The organism is Haloprofundus marisrubri (assembly GCF_001469955.1).
Classification (GTDB): Archaea; Halobacteriota; Halobacteria; order Halobacteriales; family Haloferacaceae; genus Haloprofundus; species Haloprofundus marisrubri.
Map to the genome: position 1 here is coordinate 138,259 of NZ_LOPU01000029.1, position 16,131 is coordinate 154,389.

Sequence of the window (16,131 nt, forward strand, 5' to 3'; positions counted from 1 at the left end):
CGGGAAAGGCAAAGACCTTTGGAAACTCCCCCGCAGAACCGGTATGATTCGCGTTACCGACCGCGAGCGCTTGCGGGTCGTCACCCTCGATAGACCCGACCGACGCAACGCGCTCCGCCCCGCCGACTTGGACGCGCTGGAGGCAGCGGTCACCGACGCCGCCGACGCCGACGTACCGGTCGTCTACCTGCACGGTGAGGGACCGGCGTTCTGCGCCGGGGCGGATTTAGACGTGGTCGCGTCGCTTTCGGACCCCGAAGCGTTCGCTCGCCACGGTCAGCGAGTGGCGAACAGTATCGAATCGTCGGAGAGTATCGTCGTCGCCGGTATCGACGGTGCGGCCCGCGGCGGCGGCGTCGAACTCGCTCTCGCCTGTGATCTCCGCGTGGCGACGCCGGAAGCGACGTTCGCCGAACCCGGCGTTCGCTTCGGCCTGTTCGGTGCGTGGGGCGGCACGGTTCGTCTTCCACGGGTGATGCGCGAGGGCGACGCCCTCGATTTCGCGCTCTCGGGACGCGCAATCGACGCCGAGGAGGCGCTTCGGACGGGGTTGGTCTCTCGAATCGAAGCGAATCCGCTGGAGGTTGCCGAGCGACTCGCCGCGAACGAACCGGACGCGCTGGCAGTGGTGAAAGCACGGATGCGCGACCACAGCGAGAAGAGAGAACAAGAAGCGGCGGAGGCTGAGGCGTTCGGCGAACTCGTGCGGGCGCACGCCGCCGATATCGCGGCAGATAGAGAACAGTAGGGGTCGAGCTTAGAGGTCCAACGCTTCTGGCGCGGGCGGCATCGACCGCTTGTGCGCGCTCTGGGCGACCAGTTTTTCGACTGTCTCAATCTGTGCTTCCGTCACGTCGAGATGTCGCGCCGTCGCCGCCGTCGACAGCGGGCCGTCGACGTGCAGTGCGAGAATCGCGTCGAGGATGTCGTAGGTGATGCCCATCTCCTCCTCGTCGGTCTGTTCGAGCCACATCTCCGCAGAGGGCGTCTTCATCACGAGGTCCTCGGGAACGCCGACGTGGTCGGCGAGTTGGCGCACTTGTTGTTTGTACAGGTTCCCGATAGGGTTGCAGTCGACGGCTTGGTCGCCGTACTTCGTGAAGTAGCCCGTCATCGCCTCGCTGCGGTTGCCCGTCCCGAGGACGACGCGGCCCTTGTGGTTGGCGACGAAGTAGCCCAGCACGGCGCGGGTGCGTACGTAGACGTTGCCGGTGGCCATCCGGTCGTCAGCCGCCTCCGGGAACGCGTCGAAGAACTTCTCCGCGATGGGCTGAATCTCGACCACGTCGTAGGGGATTTCGAGCATCTCGGCGACGCGTTCGGCGTCGCTCATGTTCGTCTCGGTGTTGACCGAACTCGGCATCACGAGGCCGTGCAGTCCGTCTTTGCCGAGCGCTTCGACGGCGAGGTGGGCCGTCAGCGTGCTGTCGATGCCGCCGGAGAGGCCCAGTACCGCGCCCTCAGCACCGGCGTCGTCGGCGACGCTCCGGATGAACGCGACGATGTGCTCGCGTGTCGATTCGAGTTCGTCGTCGGAGAGGCGGAGGTCAAGCGGTGCAGTGTCGTCGAGAATCGGCGTCTCGCTACTCATCGACTAGTCGTAGAGCCGTGGATGACTAATAGGCATCTCCTCGCGGAATTCCGTGGACGTGTGTCCAGTTCTGTGAAACGCTATCTTGAAGTGTTCCCGTCCGGTACTTTTGGCTGCACTCAGCGCAGTGAGCGCCGATGGTGAGCCGAACGAAGTGAGGCGAACCACGGGGCGAAAGCGAAGCGCAGCGCGCCGATGGTGAGACGGACGCAGTCCGTCGAGGTACGGTGTGAACGAAGTGAGCGCCGATGGTCCAATGGTAGGACAGTGGCTTCCCAAGCCACCGGTCCGGGTTCGATTCCCGGTCGGCGCAGTTCTGTCGAGCGAAGCGAGACGAAATGCATATCGAATCCGAACCCTGCCAGTCGCAGCCGACGACTGAAAGGAGTCGGAACGTCTGGCTCCGGTTCGATTCCCGGTCGGCGCACTCCCTTCGGTCGTTTGCCGACCGACGTTCATCTCGTTTCACTCGATGAACTCCCGGTCGGCGCAGTTCTGTAAAAAGCACAAAAAACGAGTTACCGGATGGTGTACCCGTCGTCAACCAACACCCCGTCGACCAGTTCGTCGAACACCGTCGCCATCTCTGTAGGGAGTCTGTCTACCGCCGGGTCTTGGTCGCGGAACTCGACCGTTCGGTCGTCGGCGTCGACGAAGCCGTAGCGTCGGCCGTACTTCTCGCCGTTGTCGCCGTAGGCGACGACGGTCACGTACGGGTCGCGGCCGCCGTGTACCCCGATTTCGTGGACCAGTACGGTTGCGAACTCGGTGAGATTCGTCGCGTAGTTGCCGACGACCAACCCGCGTTCGAGCGTTTCGCGGTCCCACTCGCGGCGGTCACCGGTTTTGACGCTTCGGCCGACCACTCGCTCTGCGGTTATCTCTTCGACCTCCCACTCGTCGATGCGCGGGGAGGCGACGTCGCGGTCGGCGTCTTTGATTCTGTCGCCGACGCGGACACCCAGATACACCGCCCGTCCCGGTCGCCACTCCACGTGAATCTCGTCGGGGTCGAGATAGACACGCGCCTCCTGTCCGGCGATGGTCCGGCGCTCGATTTTCGTGTGACTGTCGATGTCTCTCAGTGCCATGCCGTCTCGAAGGCGCGCTGAGAATTTAACCCGCGCGCTAGTCACGACCCGTGACCGTCATTTTCGCCGTCTCCGCGTGGAGTTTTTCTATTTCGAGTCCCGTCCGAACCACGGTGCATCGGTCGCCGGAATGCTTCCGTCGACGATTGCCCGCAGTTCCGTTGTCGCCGACTCGTCGTACCAGAAACGACGCCGCCACCACGGCCCTTTCCCCGAGTCGTTCGACAGCTCCGTCACGAGGCGGTTCGCCGTCGCCCCCGCCTCACGGGAACTCAACGGTACGACACGCTCGAACAGCCCGGATTCCTCGCCGCCTTCGACGAGTACCTTCGCGTCGAACGGGTCGCGTCTGACGTGGGCGTTCTCGGCGAACCGTTCCCGGTCGGCGGCCGGTAGTTCGAGGTACTCCTCACCCGTCAGTGCCTGCTGGACGCGAAACTCGCCGATGAGGTACGTTCCCCAGTCGTCGTCGACGACGCGGCGCGAGGTAGGTGAGTCGCCGTGGAGACTCAACGTCGCGTAGAAAAACAGCGAGTCCCCAGTCGAGAGTTCCGAGAGCGGGCCGGCTTTGACGCCGTGTTCGTCGCCGTAGGTGTGTCGCGTCGCGCCGTGGACGCCCGCGAACGCCGGGTCGAGGTGGACTGGCGTGTCGAGCACCGAGGGCGGGAGGTCGAATCCGAACGAGAGATCGCCGTACGTCGGCACTCGCTCGCTGGTCTCCTCTCGCTCCGGAATCGGGACGTACTCGAACCGGCCGTCGGGGTACACCGGTCCGCGAAACCCAGGCAAGTTCGTGTTCGCGGCGACGTTGATGGCGATGCTTCGGGGCACGCCGTCGCTACGGGCCGCGGCGACAAATTGGCGGCGCTTCGTTCGCCGGTTACGCGAGTCGTTGAGCGCAGTTGCGACAGAACGTGAACGTCGTGTCCGCTTCGTTTTCGGCCCCACAGTGCGGACAGACGCGCTCTGCAGTCGACCTACCGTACGCCTCGGCCGTCGCCGTCGACGTCGGTGGTCCGACGTTCACCGCTCCCGTTCGGTCACGAACGATTTCACGCTCGGGGCTGTCGTCGCCGCTGCCGTGTCGGGCGCCGGCGCTGTCGGCCTCGGCGAACGCGCCGCCCTCGCCACCGAGATATCGGTAGACGAGCAGTTGGAGGACGACCAACCCGAGCACGTACACGAGTATCCATCCCCACAGTGCGCGCATACTATGACATTTGTCATCATGGCACTTGTGTCTTCGGTCTCAGTTATAAACGAGGCCGTCGACGGTGCGATGACGGTCTGTTGGCGGGAGTCGACAAATCGCCCGGGGCTGTCGTCTTTCTGACGAAAGCGACGCCAAGAATCAAACGAAACGAGAAACAGCGAAACCTCCGACTGAAGCGGACGATGGAGATGCTCTCTGCAGCGAAAAAACGAGCGACGAACGGTTCGCCCGATATTGAGTCGTCGCGTGGTTGAGTATCGTAGCGTTGTCGTCCGGTTGGGGGCCGCTCGCCGACCGATTACTCCGTCTCGGGGAAGAACCGAATGACTCTGTCGTCGCCGTCACGCGGTTCGCCGCGGCCGTCGAGGTTGCTCGTTACGGCGTAGAGGTGGTCGTCCGGACCGGTGAACACCGTTCGGAGGCGGCCGAACTCGCCTTCGTACAGCGGTTCGTTCTCGACGACCTCCGTGCCGTCGATGCGGAGGCGACGGAGGTGTTCGCCCGCGAGCGTTCCGAAGAAGAACTGGCCTTGCCACTCGCGGTACGGGCCGTTGTAAAACGTCGCGCTTCCGGGGGCGATAGTCGGCGTGTATTCGGCGATTGCGCCGGTGTACTCGTCGGTACTCTCGGTGCCACCGACTTCGGGCCACCCGTAGTTGTTGCCCGCTTCGAGCACGTTCACCTCGTCGTTCTCGTCGGGGCCGTGTTCCGTCGAGAAGATGTTTCCATCACGGAACGCCAACCCCTGCGGGTTTCGGTGGCCGTACGTGAACACCTCGTTGTCGAAGGGATTGTCCGGGTGTGGTTCACCTTCGAACGTCAACCGGAGCACCGACCCGTTGAGCGAGTCGGTGTTCTGTGCCTCCTCTCGGTCGTTCGCGTCGCCGACGGTCGCCAGAAGACTATTCTCGTAGAGGGCGAGTCGGCCGCCGTCGTGGATAATGTCGCCGGGAATGTTGTCGATGATGGGTTCCCACTCCCAGCCGTTTTCGAGGTCGTGGCGGACGATGCGGTTCGTGAACTCGTACTCGCCGCCCGCGTAGGTGTGGTAGGAAAACGCTGCCGGTTCGTCCGGGTGGAAGACGAGACCCAGCAGGCCGCCTTCGCCGTCGTCGACGATGTCGGAGACGGTGAGAATTTCCTCGAAATCGCCTCGTCCGCCGGGGATACGGACGATACGGCCGAGACGTTCGGTGAGATAAAGGTCGCCGTCGCGCCACGCCGCCCCCCACGGGATTTCGAGGCCGGTCGTGACCGTCTCGTGTTGGATGGTCTGTGGAGGTGGCGAGGTGGTCTGGGGGCTGTCGGTCGACGGGTCGGAGGTGTCGTTTTCGGGCGGGTCGGCCGTGGACGAGTCGTCGAGGCAACCGCTGACGGCGGCGACGCCGACGAGGCCGAGATAGGTCCGTCGGTCCATGTGACGCGACGTTTGGCCTCACTAACCAAAAACTATCGCAAAAAAACCACGTTTCGACGTTCGAACCTCTCGCTCTCGGTGGATGCGACGGCGGCCTCCCTGTCTCGCGTCTCTCCGCGTCAGTTCGGCGACTCGATATCGCGGCCGAACTCGTCGAACACGTCGATGCCGTCGGGGAGGTCGTACGGTATCTTCCGTTCGGCTTGACGGTTCTCGCCGCCCGCCTCCAGCGGTTCGGCTTCGTCTTCCCATCCGGGTTTGATTTTCACGCTTTTCGCGGGCGTGCCGACGGCGACGTGGTGGGCTGGGATGTCGCCTTGAACGACCGACCGCGCGCCGACAACGCTGTTCTCGCCGACTTTGCAGCCCGCCCGAACCATCGCGTCGTAGGTGACGCGGGCGTCGTCCTCGACGACGGTGTGGAAGTTTTCGACTGCCGTCTGGTCGACGATGTCGTGGTCGTGGCTGTAGAGGTGGACGCCGTCGGAGATGGAGACGCGATTGCCGATGGTGAGTCTGCCTCGGTCGTCGAGGTGGACGTCGTCGTGGATGACGGTGTTGTCGCCGACGCGGATGTTGTGGCCGTACGTCATCGTGATGCCTTTGAACAGGCGGAGGTTCTCGCCCGCTTCCTCGAACAGGTGGTCCGCGAGCATCTGTCGGAATCGGAGCGCGAACTCCACGTTGTCGGCCATCGGCGTCGCGTCGAACTGCCGCCAGAGCCACTGGAGATGTTTCGAGCGCTTGAACTTCTCCTCGTTTTTCTCGGCGTAGTACTCGGACTCCAGCGTCGAGTTGCACGGGTCGTACCCCTGCAGACGGACGCGTTCGGCGTTCGAGACGTCTTCGCCCGCTTGCCAGCGCTCGTACGCCTCCCGGTCGCCGTAGAGGTCGACGAGTACGTCTTGGACCACGTCACAGGTGTCCTCCTCGCCGGAGAGTCGTTCGTCAACCTCGTCGATGAAGGCTCGAACTCCTTCCTCGGCCGCGAGGGGGAGCGAGATGTGACGCTTTGTCATTGGACCAAATTGGCCGTCGTCGGTCAAATCGGTTCGGGTGTGTGCGCGTCGGGTCAGACCACGCAAAACCGGGAGTAACACTCTTCATGCGTCGATTCGCATCGAACGCATGCTCAGACGACGGTTCTCGCAAAGTGTCGCTTCTGTAACGGTCGTCACGGTTCTCGCCGGGTGCGCCGACGACACCGTAACGGACGAGACGACCACCGTCACACGCGAGCGGGCACCACCAGCAGAGAAGCCGAGAACGATACTCCTGCAGAATGGCGATACTACCCGGCATTCGCTCTCACTCTCCGTCACGTACGCCGGCGAAACCGTACACCACTCCACTTACGAGTTAGCGCCTGTAGAGACCCGCAACGACGACAGAATCCCGGGAACGGACGAGACGGCCGCGTTCGTCAACACGACGGGAACCTACCGAATCGACGCCGAAACCGAATCTACATCGGAACAGTGGGAGTGGTTCGTCTCGAACAAATCGAGAAAGGGCCAACTACGCATCACCGGAGACGGTGACCTGACGTTCTCGGAACTCCCGCAGATGTAGCCTACGGGAGCGACGGCGCTACTACTGACTACGCTGGCTTCGCGCCGACCCGGGAAGCGCTCCCCGAAGCACACCACCCTGTTCGGGTGCCGAGTTCGAGAAGTTGCAGACGAACGCCGTATCCGGGTCGGTCGGGTCGAAGACGACTTCCGAGGGGAACGAGAGCGCCCCGCCGGCGAACACCGTCCGGACTCGGCCGCCCGTGCTGTTCGCGTTGCCGTTGCCGTTTCCGTTTCCACCGTTACCACCGCCGTTTCCGTTACCTCCCGCCCCGTTGTTTCCGCCGTCGTCGACCACGGCGATACGATTCTGGCCGTTGAGTGCGACGTACAACTCCGCGCCGCGGGAGGTGAGACCGTCCGCACCGAACAGTTGTGGACCTTCGACGTACACCTCTGGTTCGCCGGCGCTCCCGTCGCAGGCGACCGGAATCCGGACGATTCGGCCCGTGTTCTCGGTGACGCGCGTGACGGCGACGAACACGTCGCCACGAATCGCAGTGATGCCGTTCGCGCCGAAACTCGGCGTGGCGAGCAGGTCGCTGTCGGCCCAGACCGTCGGCTCACACTCCGAATCGGCGGTGAGCGGGAGTTCGTAGACGACACCGCCGAACGACTCGGTGACGAGTAGGCGCGAGCCGAGTTGGTAAAAGTCGTTGACGAATCCTTCCTCGTCGCTGCCGACGAGCGTCGCCAACGCTTGCGGTTCGGCCGACGATGCACGGAGGTCGAGTGCGTAGACGCCGCCCATCTCCCCGTTGACCGCCGCGTACAGGATGCCGTCTTCGACGAGAACGCCCGCAACGGACCCGGGATACTCCGCGACGAGTTCCGTCGCGTCGAGGCTCAGTCCCGACTCGTCCGTCTGTCCGGCGGGAAGGCGACGGACGCTCCCGCCGGTGACGCCGATGTAGAGGTCGCCGTTCCAGTCGAATCCGACGTTCTCGGGAACCGGGTCGGTGACGGAGACGACTTCGGTGAGGCGGCCCTGTGATTGTGAGGCGGCAGCAGCGCCGGTGCCGAGAAACGCGGCAGCAGTGCTGACACCAGTAACTTTCAGGAACGTACGACGTGAATGTTCCATGGGAGTCGGTAGGACGCGAGTCACATAATACTGGAGTCGCAGTTCGTGAGTACCGGCTTCGAAGCGGAGATGCGTCCGTTCGCGTCGGCTGACCGCCACAGAGGATGCGGACCATTTTCAATCCCTCCCGGTATCCTGAGACACATGAACGAGCACACGCCGAGGCCAGACGGAGGGGTCGCACCCCCCGCGTGGACCCGCGACCACGCCGCCGCAATCGAACGCTCCGACGACACCGTCGCCCCCATCATCTACCCGCCGGAGGCACCCGTCGACCCGGAACTGCACATCTGGGACACGTGGTTTCTCCGCGAACGCGACGGCTCTATCGCAGACATCGACGGCTACCGCGTCATCCTCGCGCTCACCTCCTCTTCGGAACTGCTGCCCGGCAAGCGCCACGACGTCGCCACTATCAGGTACTTCTACTCGCGCGACGGCGAGAACTGGGAGACCGGCGGCCCCGTCTTCGACGTCGACGAGAAAGGACCGCTCGGGTCGCGGCAGTGGGCCGGCAGCGCACTGTACGACGAGGGAACCGTCTACGCCTACTACACCGCTTCGGGTCGACGGGGCGAAGAGGAACTCACCTACACGCAGCGACTCGCAGTCGGCCACGGCGGCACCGTCGAAACCACCGAGAACGAACTTCGAATCGAGGGGCCGTGGACCCACGACGTGCTCCTCGAACCCGACGGCGAGTACTACGAGACGGAGAGCCAGTCGCGCGGGATGATTTACACCTTCCGCGACCCGTGGTTCTTCGAGGACGACGGCACGACCTACCTCCTTTTCGAGGCGAACACGCCTGTCCCCGAAGGCTCCGACGCCTGTGGCGGCGACGCGGCCCAACAGGAGTTCAACGGGAGCGTCGGCATCGCCGAGTCGCCGACGGGCGACCCGACGGAGTTCGAGCTTCGACCCCCTTTACTCGACGCCGTCTGCGTGAATCAGGAACTCGAACGCCCCCACGTCGTCCGCCGCGACGGCCGGTACTACCTCTTTATCTCCAGTCACGACCACACGTTCGCGCCGGGTCTCGACGGCTACGACGCGCTGTACGGCTTCGTCGCCGACTCGCTACACGGTGAGTACGAACCGCTCAACGGTTCCGGCTTGGTGCTGACGAACCCCGTCAACGCGCCGTTTCAGGCGTACTCGTGGCTCGCGTACGACCACGGCGACGAACTGCTCGTCACCTCGTTCTTCAACTACTTCGAGTTCGACCGCCCGAGCCTCGACGAAGTCGCCGTCCTCCCCGAATCAGAGCAACTGCGGCGCTTCGGCGGGACGCTCGCGCCGACGGTGCGCCTACAACTCGACGGCAACGAAACGAAAGTCGTCGGCACGCTCGGTCACGGCCACCTTCCGGTGGCGAGCGAGGAACTGCCAGAATCGTGGTGGGACCGTGGTGAGCGACTGCCTAACGAGGGAGGATACAGCCGACGAAGCTAACTACCATCTTACGACTGTCGTCGCTTCCCCGCCGGAAACGTCGCGTCGAGTTCCCACGCTCTCGACGACTGCAACGTCACGTCGCCACCGACCGCCGACAGCGACACGCCCTCCGAATCGGCCCGCGTCGGATACACTCGACTGGTGAGACACCGACGTTCGTTTGCGAACAGTTCGAGAATCGACCCGTCGACGAAGACGCGAAGCGAGAGCGTGTCTCCCTCGATTGGCATGCGCTGTTCGTCTTCCGCCCCCGGTCCGTGACTCGACGCCGACCGGTCGACGACGACGGCGTCGCCGTCGTATCTGACGACCGTTCGCTCCGAGAGCGCGGGCGACTCGAACACGCCGAGTTCGAACGTTGCATCCGCGTCGAGTTCGATATCGAACGCTAGTTCGTAGCAGTTGCCCGAGAGGTCGAGCGTCCGTCGCTCGCCTGCCAACAGCGACACGTCGCCCGAGAGTGCGCTCCGACCGCGAAGTTTCGCCAGTTCGGCGGCCGGGCGCTGGACGATCTCTCCCGCCGAGATGTCGAGTTCCCGCGGCACCGACATCGCGCCCGACCATCCGGCGCGCCACTGGGCGTCGAGGTCACGGGCTTCCGGAATCCATCCCCACGTCAGGACGCGGCCGTCAGGGGCACGGAGTGACTGCGGGGCGTAGTAGTCGCCGTAGTCGAGGACGCCTTCGTTCGTCGGGTCGAAGTGAGCTGTGTCGGCGGTGTCGGTGGTGTCGGTGGTGTCGGTGGTGTCGGCGGTGTCACCGCCGGGCGACCCAGTGTCGGGCAGAGTTGCCTCGCCGACGAAGTAGATGGTCTCGTCGTAGTTCGACACCTGCAGAATCTGGGCTTCTCCGAAGTCGAGGAGTTCGGGGCACTCCCAGACCGTCCCGGGGTCGGGTTCGTCGCGGCCGAACAGCGGGCCGACGTACTCCCACTCGTCGAGGCTCGTCCCCCGGTAGAGGAGGACGACACCGCCGCCGGCTTGTGCGCCCGCGCCGATGAGGTGGTACCAGACGCCGTCCTGTCGCCAGACGCAGTGGTCGCGGAACTCCGCGTTCCAGTCGTTCGTCGCCAACACCGGCGGGTCGGTCGGCGCTTCCTCGATAACGGGGTTCTCGGCGTGTTTCACCCACGTCCGGAGGCCGTCGTCGGCGGCGGTCGCCAGACACGGCAGTTGCACCTGTCCGCGGCCGCCGGTGTACAGCAGTTTCGGCGTCCCGTCGGTGTCGACGACGGTACATCCCGACCAACAGCCGTCGCGGTCCGGACCCTCCGGCGACGGCGACAGCGCGACTGGTTCGTCGCGCCAGTGCAGCAAGTCCTCGCTCGTCGCGTGTCCCCAGTGAATCGAGCCGTGAAACGGTCCTGCGGGGTTGTACTGGTAGAAGATATGATACTTCCCGTCGTAGTGGACGAGTCCGTTCGGGTCGTTCAGCCAGTTGGCGGGCGCGGCGAGGTGGTAGCCCGGTCGGTGGTGGTCGTCGGCAAGCGCCGCCCGCACGTCGGCGAACCCGTCGGCACTCGTGGGGCGGTCGGTGAACGCAGGCCAGCGGTCGCCCGCCAGTGACGCCAACAGGTTCCGGACGAATCGGTCGCGGCCGTGTGTCTCGTCGGCGACCCCGAACTGGAGATGTTCGCCGACGCCCGCCACGGCCCCGCGGCCGAGACGCCACGAGAGAAGCGACTTGTGGCCGACGAGTAGGTCGTCGCTGCGTACCGAACTCCCGAGAACCGCTCCTCTGTCGGGGACCAACGCTTCGTATCGGGCGAACGGTCGCTCGGTTTCCGGTGACGCGACGTGAAATCTGTCGTCGAAGGACTCGAACATCGGGTGGTCGGCGTAGAGTGCTCTGCGGGCGAACCCAGCCGGTTCGTGGACGTCCTCGACGCCTGTCGCGTCCGGACGAACTTCGTCGATAGCCAGCGCCTCGACTGCCGAGAGCGCGTGTAGCGAGAGGAGTAAGCCGCCGCCGTCTTCGAGGAACGCGTGGACTCGGCGCGCGCTGTTTCGAACGGCGTCGTGGTCGTCGAAGGGGTCGTCGCGGTGCCACCAGACGGCGTCGTAGCCGTCGAGGGAGACGGCTCCGTCGGCGACGGCACCGAAGGAGACGATATCCGCCGTCCGTACCGAGTCCGCACACCACTCGTACGCCGCTCGCTGTTCGGGCGAGCGGTCGGCCACGTACATACACGCGACGCGCACAGGGAGCGTGTCCATCTTCTACGACTGTCGTCGCTGAGTGATTAAGCGTTGCCGACTTCGCAGTCGTTGCTGATTTCGGGCGTCCCCAGCGACCACCTACGACGACGTCTCGCCGTCGGCGATAGCAGCCGCGAGTTCCGCGACGTACTCGATATGGGCTTCCCAGCCAGCGGCGTCCTCGCCGCGTTCGAGCGCGTCGGCGTACAGCCCTTCCCAGACCGTCGCCAGCATGAACGCGCCGAAGGTTCGATAGAACCGGTCGTTCCCGTACGTGAGTCCTGTCGAGCGCTCCCACCGCTCGACGAGTTCTCGCCGGGTCGGACTGCCCTGTCGCTTCGTAAACGGCCAGAACCCGTTCCGCTCGCGTTCGCGGAGTTCCGCCATCACCGACTCGGGATGGCGTGCTGCCAACTCGTCCAGCGCCAGCGACGGGTCGTTCGCCTCTCGCCAGTAGAACAGGAAGTAACCCAGTTCCGTTCGCGGGTCTCGGAGCTTCACCGTCTCCCAGTCGACGACTGCGCTGACCGACGGCCCGTCCGCCCACGTGAAGAAGACGTTGTCCGGCTTGTAGTCACCGTGAGTCAGCGCCGTCGCCGACGTCACCGACGGCTCCGGAGCGTTGTCCTGCAACCAGTCGGCCACTCGTCGGAGCGTCTCCGGGTCGTGACCGGTTCTGTTCGTTGTGGCCTCCAACTGGGCGACGTTTCGTTCCACCTGCGTCCGCGGATACACCCGCTCGCAGACGTCGGCGAACCGCTCGGTGTCGACGGTGTGCAACTCCGCGAGCGTCTCTACGAGCACTGTTCCCAGTCGCTCGCGGGACGACTCGTCTCGATAGCCTCTCGGGAGCGACTCGCCCCAGTGGAGGCTCTCACCGTCGACGTACTCTATCACCGAGAACCGCGACCCGAGAATCGATTCGTCCGCACAGAAGTGGACTGCTCGGGGGGCCGGAACGGCGGTCGGTTCCAGCCGTTCCATCACCGCGTGCTCGGTAGCGATGTCGACGAACCCTTCGTCGTTTCGGCTCTTGTTCGGCTGTCGCACCACGTACGCTCGCGGCGTGTCGGAAGTCCCAATCCGAATGACGCGGTTGAGGCCGTCCTCCAAAACGGCTGTTTCGACGACGTGGCACCCGAGCGACGATTCGAGATACGACTGCAACCGTCCTGTCTCCCCGTCTCCTCCGTCGTCGCTCATGGTTCGGAATTGCTCACCGGCGAAGAAAACACTGTGTGAGGCGTGTTCTCACTCCCGAATGGCTATGAACCGACCGGCAGCGAGGAACCCGGGTGGTCGAATCGCCGAGACTGGATTTCATATCGCAAAAAATGGTTTATTTCTACTGGTGTGTCACTTGGCGGTTCTCTGCGACTGTCGGCTATGCTGTCTGCGTTGTCGATTCCGGCCAGTGGCTGTTCGCTAGCCGAACCGGTTCCGATAAGTGTCGTCTCACCTTAGCGCGCGGTATGAACTACCGAACGCTGGGCGATTCGGGAGTGGAAGTGAGCGAAGTCGGCTTCGGCGCGTGGGTCGTCGGCACCGACTGGTGGGGCGACCGTAGTGAGAAACAAGCCATCGAGATGGTTGAGTACGCCCTCGACCAGGGAATCACGTACATCGACACCGGCGACGTGTACGGACACGGCAACAGCGAGAAACTCATCGGCGAGGCACTCGCAGGTCGCCGCGACGAGGTGACGCTGTCGACGAAAATCGGCTACGACTTCTACAACAACCCGCAGGCGGGCCACGGCGAGTTACCCAAACGCTTGGAACCGGAGTGGATTCGCACCTGTGTCGAGCGGAGTTTGGAGCGCCTCGACACCGACTACGTCGACTTCCTCCAACTGCACAACGCGAACGTCGACGAAGTGACGCCCGAAGTGGTCGAGACGCTCGAATCCTTACAGGAAGAAGGGACCGTCGATGCACTCGGATGGGCACTCGGCCCCTCCATCGGGTGGCTCGCGGAGGGTGACCGCGCCGTCGAACTCGATTTCGACGCCATCCAGACGGTGTTCAACGTGTTCGAGCAGACACCCGGACGGCACTTCCTCGACACCATCGCGCGCGAAGAGAGTGAGACCTCCGTCATCGCCCGCGTTCCTCACTCCTCCGGACTGCTGAACGAGCAGGTGACGCCCGACACCGAACTGGAGGCGGGCGACCACCGCGGCTTCCGTCCCGACGAGTGGTACGAAACCGGGTGGGAGAAAGTCGAAGCACTTCGCTTCCTCGAACGTGACGGCGAGCGAACGATGGGGCAGGCAGCCATCCAGTGGCTGCTCAGCCACGACGCCGTCGCGTCGGTGACGCCGACGTTCCGAACGACCGACGATATCGACGAGTGGGCCGCGGCCTCCGAGACGCCGCCGCTCTCCGACGAGGAGGTCGAACGCGTCGAGGAACTCTATCGAGAGAACTTCGGAATCACCCGTGACGACGGGATGGACAGCCTTCGCTCGTCCGTCGACGGTGCGGACTTGGTCGACACCGGTAAGCAGAACGCCGGCCAGTAAACTACTGAGCGCGATATCAAATGCGCCGATAGCGCGCCAGCCAACGACTGTCTTTACCGCTAAAGGAAACAGTAGTCTGGCTTCCCTCCCCAAATCGCTGGAAGCACACGCATTTCACTTCCTTTGGCTCTAAAGGGCGTACTCCACTGTTAATATTTCAGACCCTGAACGTCCGCTATGAGCTTCGTCGTCACGTTTGCCGTTCCTCCCCATTCGTTCGTTCTTCAGGAGGCGTTGGCGGATGTTCCGGGTGCAACAGTCGAATTCGACCGTCAAGTTCCATCGAATCTCCCGTATCCGTTCGTTTGGGTGAGCAACGTCGAGTTCGAGGCGTTCGAAGACGCCGCCGATTCTGACGCCAGCGTCGGAGACCTGGTTCGCCTCGACGGCGACGGCGACGCCGACGTCGCACTCTACGGCGTTCGCTGGACGACGAAAGACCCAACCGTCGTCGACGGCCTCAAAGCGGGACGTTCGGCCCTTCTCTCCGCCGAGTGGTCGGACGACGCGTGGTCGCTCGTCGTCCGCTTCGACAGTCGTGACTCGCTTGCAGCGTTTCGACAGTACTGCAACAGCCACGAACTCGACTTCGAACTCGACAGTATCGCCGAAGACAGGCAACCGAAAGCCGCACAGTACGACCTCTCGACACGGCAGTACGACGCGCTCTCGGTAGCGTTCGAGATGGGGTACTTCAACATCCCTCGAGACACGACACTCGGCGAGGTTGCAGACCAGTTCGGTATCTCCACGCACGCCGCCTCCGAACGACTTCGACGTGGACAAACAAATCTCATCGCAAAGACGCTCTGCGCCGGTCAATCCGACGACGAGAGTCGGTAGTCAGCGCCTGCACACCTACTTATAGCCCCCTCTCGCACAAGGGCCCGGTTATATACCGTTAGGCATTATAGTACTCACTTGACAGATGCTGACCACCCTCCAACGCAACACGAGTGTCGCCACACTCTCGGCGAATCAGCCCAGTCTGTATCGTGTCGCAGGCTACAGCCCACACCAGTGATGTCCACCAACGATTCCGGACGGTCGCTCTCACCGTCGACGGCGTTCGAGTTGCTCGCCGACCCCTCCCGACGAGGCGTCCTGTACGTCCTCTTGGACTCGGATGGGCCGATTCGTTACGAGCGTCTCGTCGAGCGAGTGCTCGGACGGGAGATAACACCCTACGACGACCGACGCCGCCTCCACCTCGAACTGCACCACACTGCGATACCGAAACTGGCCAACTCGCGGTTCGTCGAGTACGACGAACGAACTCGTCGACTTCGCCTGACCGACCCACACGACGAACTCCGACCGTATCTCCGGTTCGCGCGGTCGATGGACGAATCCGAATCGTAGTTCCGAACAACGGTTCGACGACTCCCTGAACCCCCTCGTTTCGCTTCGAATTCGCCGGAGGGCGACGTAACGTCCACCGGTCCACTCACTTTCACTACGCACCCTCGACAACCGTCGGTAACTAATACGTTCATCGACGTCGTCAGATACAGTATGTCCGACCCACGTGTCCACGTCTCGGTTTCGGTCGTCGCCGACGGCGAGCGTATCGGCCAGTTCGACTCCGACACCGAACCGGAAGCAGTCGACTCAGCGCCCGCCGAACCTTCCGAACCGGAGCCTACCAGTCCCGACGTTGAAGCCGAATCCGCTGATATCGAGACGAGCATCTCTGCTGGCGCTGACGACACCGCCGACACCGCCGACACCGCTGATACCGGCGATACCGGCGATACCGCCGACACTGACGACACCACCAACGCTGCTGACTCCGACCCGCCCGCGGCGGCGACGTTCGAGTTGTACCGCGACAGAGCCAACGAGTGGCGCTGGCGACTTCGCCACCGAAACGGCAACATCATCGCCGACGGTGGCGAGGGCTACTCGTCGAAATCGGCTGCGAAAAACGGTATCGAGAGCGTCAAGAAGAACGCAGCGGGCGCGTCAGTCGAGACGCGGTGA

At 63.8% G+C, this 16,131-nt stretch carries 16 protein-coding genes and 1 tRNA gene; 8 read left to right on the plus strand and 9 right to left on the minus strand.

The genetic code is table 11. The annotated features are described in order from the left end of the window. Positions 1–43 precede the first annotated feature (43 nt). Positions 44–748 (plus strand): enoyl-CoA hydratase/isomerase family protein, encoded by a 705-nt coding sequence (locus AUR64_RS11210; RefSeq protein ID WP_058582038.1) that lies wholly within the window; start codon positions 44–46, stop codon positions 746–748. A gap of 9 nt (positions 749–757) precedes the next feature. On the opposite strand, the gene AUR64_RS11215 is transcribed toward AUR64_RS11210, so the two are convergent. Beyond that, positions 758–1,591, minus strand: coding sequence for an NAD+ synthase (locus tag AUR64_RS11215; RefSeq protein ID WP_058582039.1), 834 nt, complete (start codon positions 1,589–1,591; stop codon positions 758–760). A gap of 242 nt (positions 1,592–1,833) precedes the next feature. On the opposite strand from AUR64_RS11215, the gene AUR64_RS11220 reads away from it, so the two are divergent. Beyond that, positions 1,834–1,904 (plus strand) — tRNA-Gly (locus tag AUR64_RS11220). 205 nt (positions 1,905–2,109) lie between these two features. On the opposite strand, the gene AUR64_RS11225 is transcribed toward AUR64_RS11220, so the two are convergent. The 5 genes from AUR64_RS11225 to AUR64_RS11245 form a co-directional block, all read right to left on the minus strand. After that, on the minus strand, positions 2,110–2,682 hold the full coding sequence (locus AUR64_RS11225; RefSeq protein WP_058582040.1) for a hypothetical protein: 573 nt from the start codon (positions 2,680–2,682) through the stop codon (positions 2,110–2,112). A gap of 87 nt (positions 2,683–2,769) precedes the next feature. Further along, positions 2,770–3,513: an Nmad3 family putative nucleotide modification protein gene (locus AUR64_RS11230; protein ID WP_058582041.1), complete on the minus strand. Its 744-nt coding sequence runs from the start codon at positions 3,511–3,513 to the stop codon at positions 2,770–2,772. A 49-nt stretch (positions 3,514–3,562) separates the two neighbouring features. Then, positions 3,563–3,892, minus strand: coding sequence for a DUF7577 domain-containing protein (locus tag AUR64_RS11235; protein WP_058582042.1), 330 nt, complete (start codon positions 3,890–3,892; stop codon positions 3,563–3,565). Positions 3,893–4,193: 301 nt separating this feature from the next. After that, a complete protein-coding gene (locus AUR64_RS11240) occupies positions 4,194–5,312 on the minus strand; it encodes a PQQ-dependent sugar dehydrogenase (protein ID WP_058582043.1) in 1,119 nt (372 codons plus the stop codon). 119 nt (positions 5,313–5,431) lie between these two features. Continuing rightward, positions 5,432–6,331, minus strand: a complete 900-nt coding sequence (locus tag AUR64_RS11245) for an acyltransferase (RefSeq protein WP_058582044.1) — start codon at positions 6,329–6,331, stop codon at positions 5,432–5,434. 109 nt (positions 6,332–6,440) lie between these two features. Here AUR64_RS11245 and AUR64_RS11250 point away from each other — a divergent pair, with 109 nt between their 5' ends. Continuing rightward, positions 6,441–6,884, plus strand: coding sequence for a hypothetical protein (locus AUR64_RS11250; RefSeq protein ID WP_058582045.1), 444 nt, complete (start codon positions 6,441–6,443; stop codon positions 6,882–6,884). A gap of 21 nt (positions 6,885–6,905) precedes the next feature. Here the strand turns inward: AUR64_RS11250 and AUR64_RS11255 are convergent, their stop codons facing one another. Continuing rightward, positions 6,906–7,967 carry a twin-arginine translocation signal domain-containing protein gene (locus AUR64_RS11255; protein WP_058582046.1) on the minus strand — a complete coding sequence of 354 codons (1,062 nt, stop codon included), beginning with the start codon at positions 7,965–7,967 and terminating at the stop codon, positions 6,906–6,908. 144 nt (positions 7,968–8,111) lie between these two features. Between AUR64_RS11255 and AUR64_RS11260 the strand changes: the two genes are divergently transcribed. Further along, the gene (locus AUR64_RS11260) at positions 8,112–9,422 is read left to right on the plus strand and encodes a glycoside hydrolase family 68 protein (RefSeq protein WP_058582047.1); all 1,311 of its coding nucleotides are present in this window, start codon (positions 8,112–8,114) and stop codon (positions 9,420–9,422) included. Positions 9,423–9,430: 8 nt separating this feature from the next. Here AUR64_RS11260 and AUR64_RS11265 read toward each other — a convergent pair whose 3' ends face one another. Together AUR64_RS11265 and AUR64_RS11270 are read right to left on the minus strand one after the other, a co-directional pair. After that, positions 9,431–11,641: a glycoside hydrolase family 32 protein gene (locus tag AUR64_RS11265; protein WP_058582048.1), complete on the minus strand. Its 2,211-nt coding sequence runs from the start codon at positions 11,639–11,641 to the stop codon at positions 9,431–9,433. 81 nt (positions 11,642–11,722) lie between these two features. Next, on the minus strand, positions 11,723–12,826 hold the full coding sequence (locus AUR64_RS11270; RefSeq protein WP_058582049.1) for a phosphotransferase family protein: 1,104 nt from the start codon (positions 12,824–12,826) through the stop codon (positions 11,723–11,725). A 269-nt stretch (positions 12,827–13,095) separates the two neighbouring features. Here AUR64_RS11270 and AUR64_RS11275 point away from each other — a divergent pair, with 269 nt between their 5' ends. From AUR64_RS11275 to AUR64_RS20030, 4 genes are all read left to right on the plus strand, one after another. Beyond that, positions 13,096–14,148, plus strand: a complete 1,053-nt coding sequence (locus AUR64_RS11275; RefSeq protein ID WP_058582050.1) for an aldo/keto reductase — start codon at positions 13,096–13,098, stop codon at positions 14,146–14,148. 177 nt (positions 14,149–14,325) lie between these two features. Then, positions 14,326–14,991 (plus strand): helix-turn-helix domain-containing protein, encoded by a 666-nt coding sequence (locus AUR64_RS11280; RefSeq protein ID WP_058582051.1) that lies wholly within the window; start codon positions 14,326–14,328, stop codon positions 14,989–14,991. A gap of 180 nt (positions 14,992–15,171) precedes the next feature. After that, entirely contained in the window at positions 15,172–15,510 is a 339-nt protein-coding gene (locus tag AUR64_RS11285) for a DUF7344 domain-containing protein (protein WP_058582052.1), read from the plus strand. Positions 15,511–15,663: 153 nt separating this feature from the next. Continuing rightward, positions 15,664–16,131 (plus strand): HVO_2922 family protein, encoded by a 468-nt coding sequence (locus AUR64_RS20030; RefSeq protein WP_058582053.1) that lies wholly within the window; start codon positions 15,664–15,666, stop codon positions 16,129–16,131.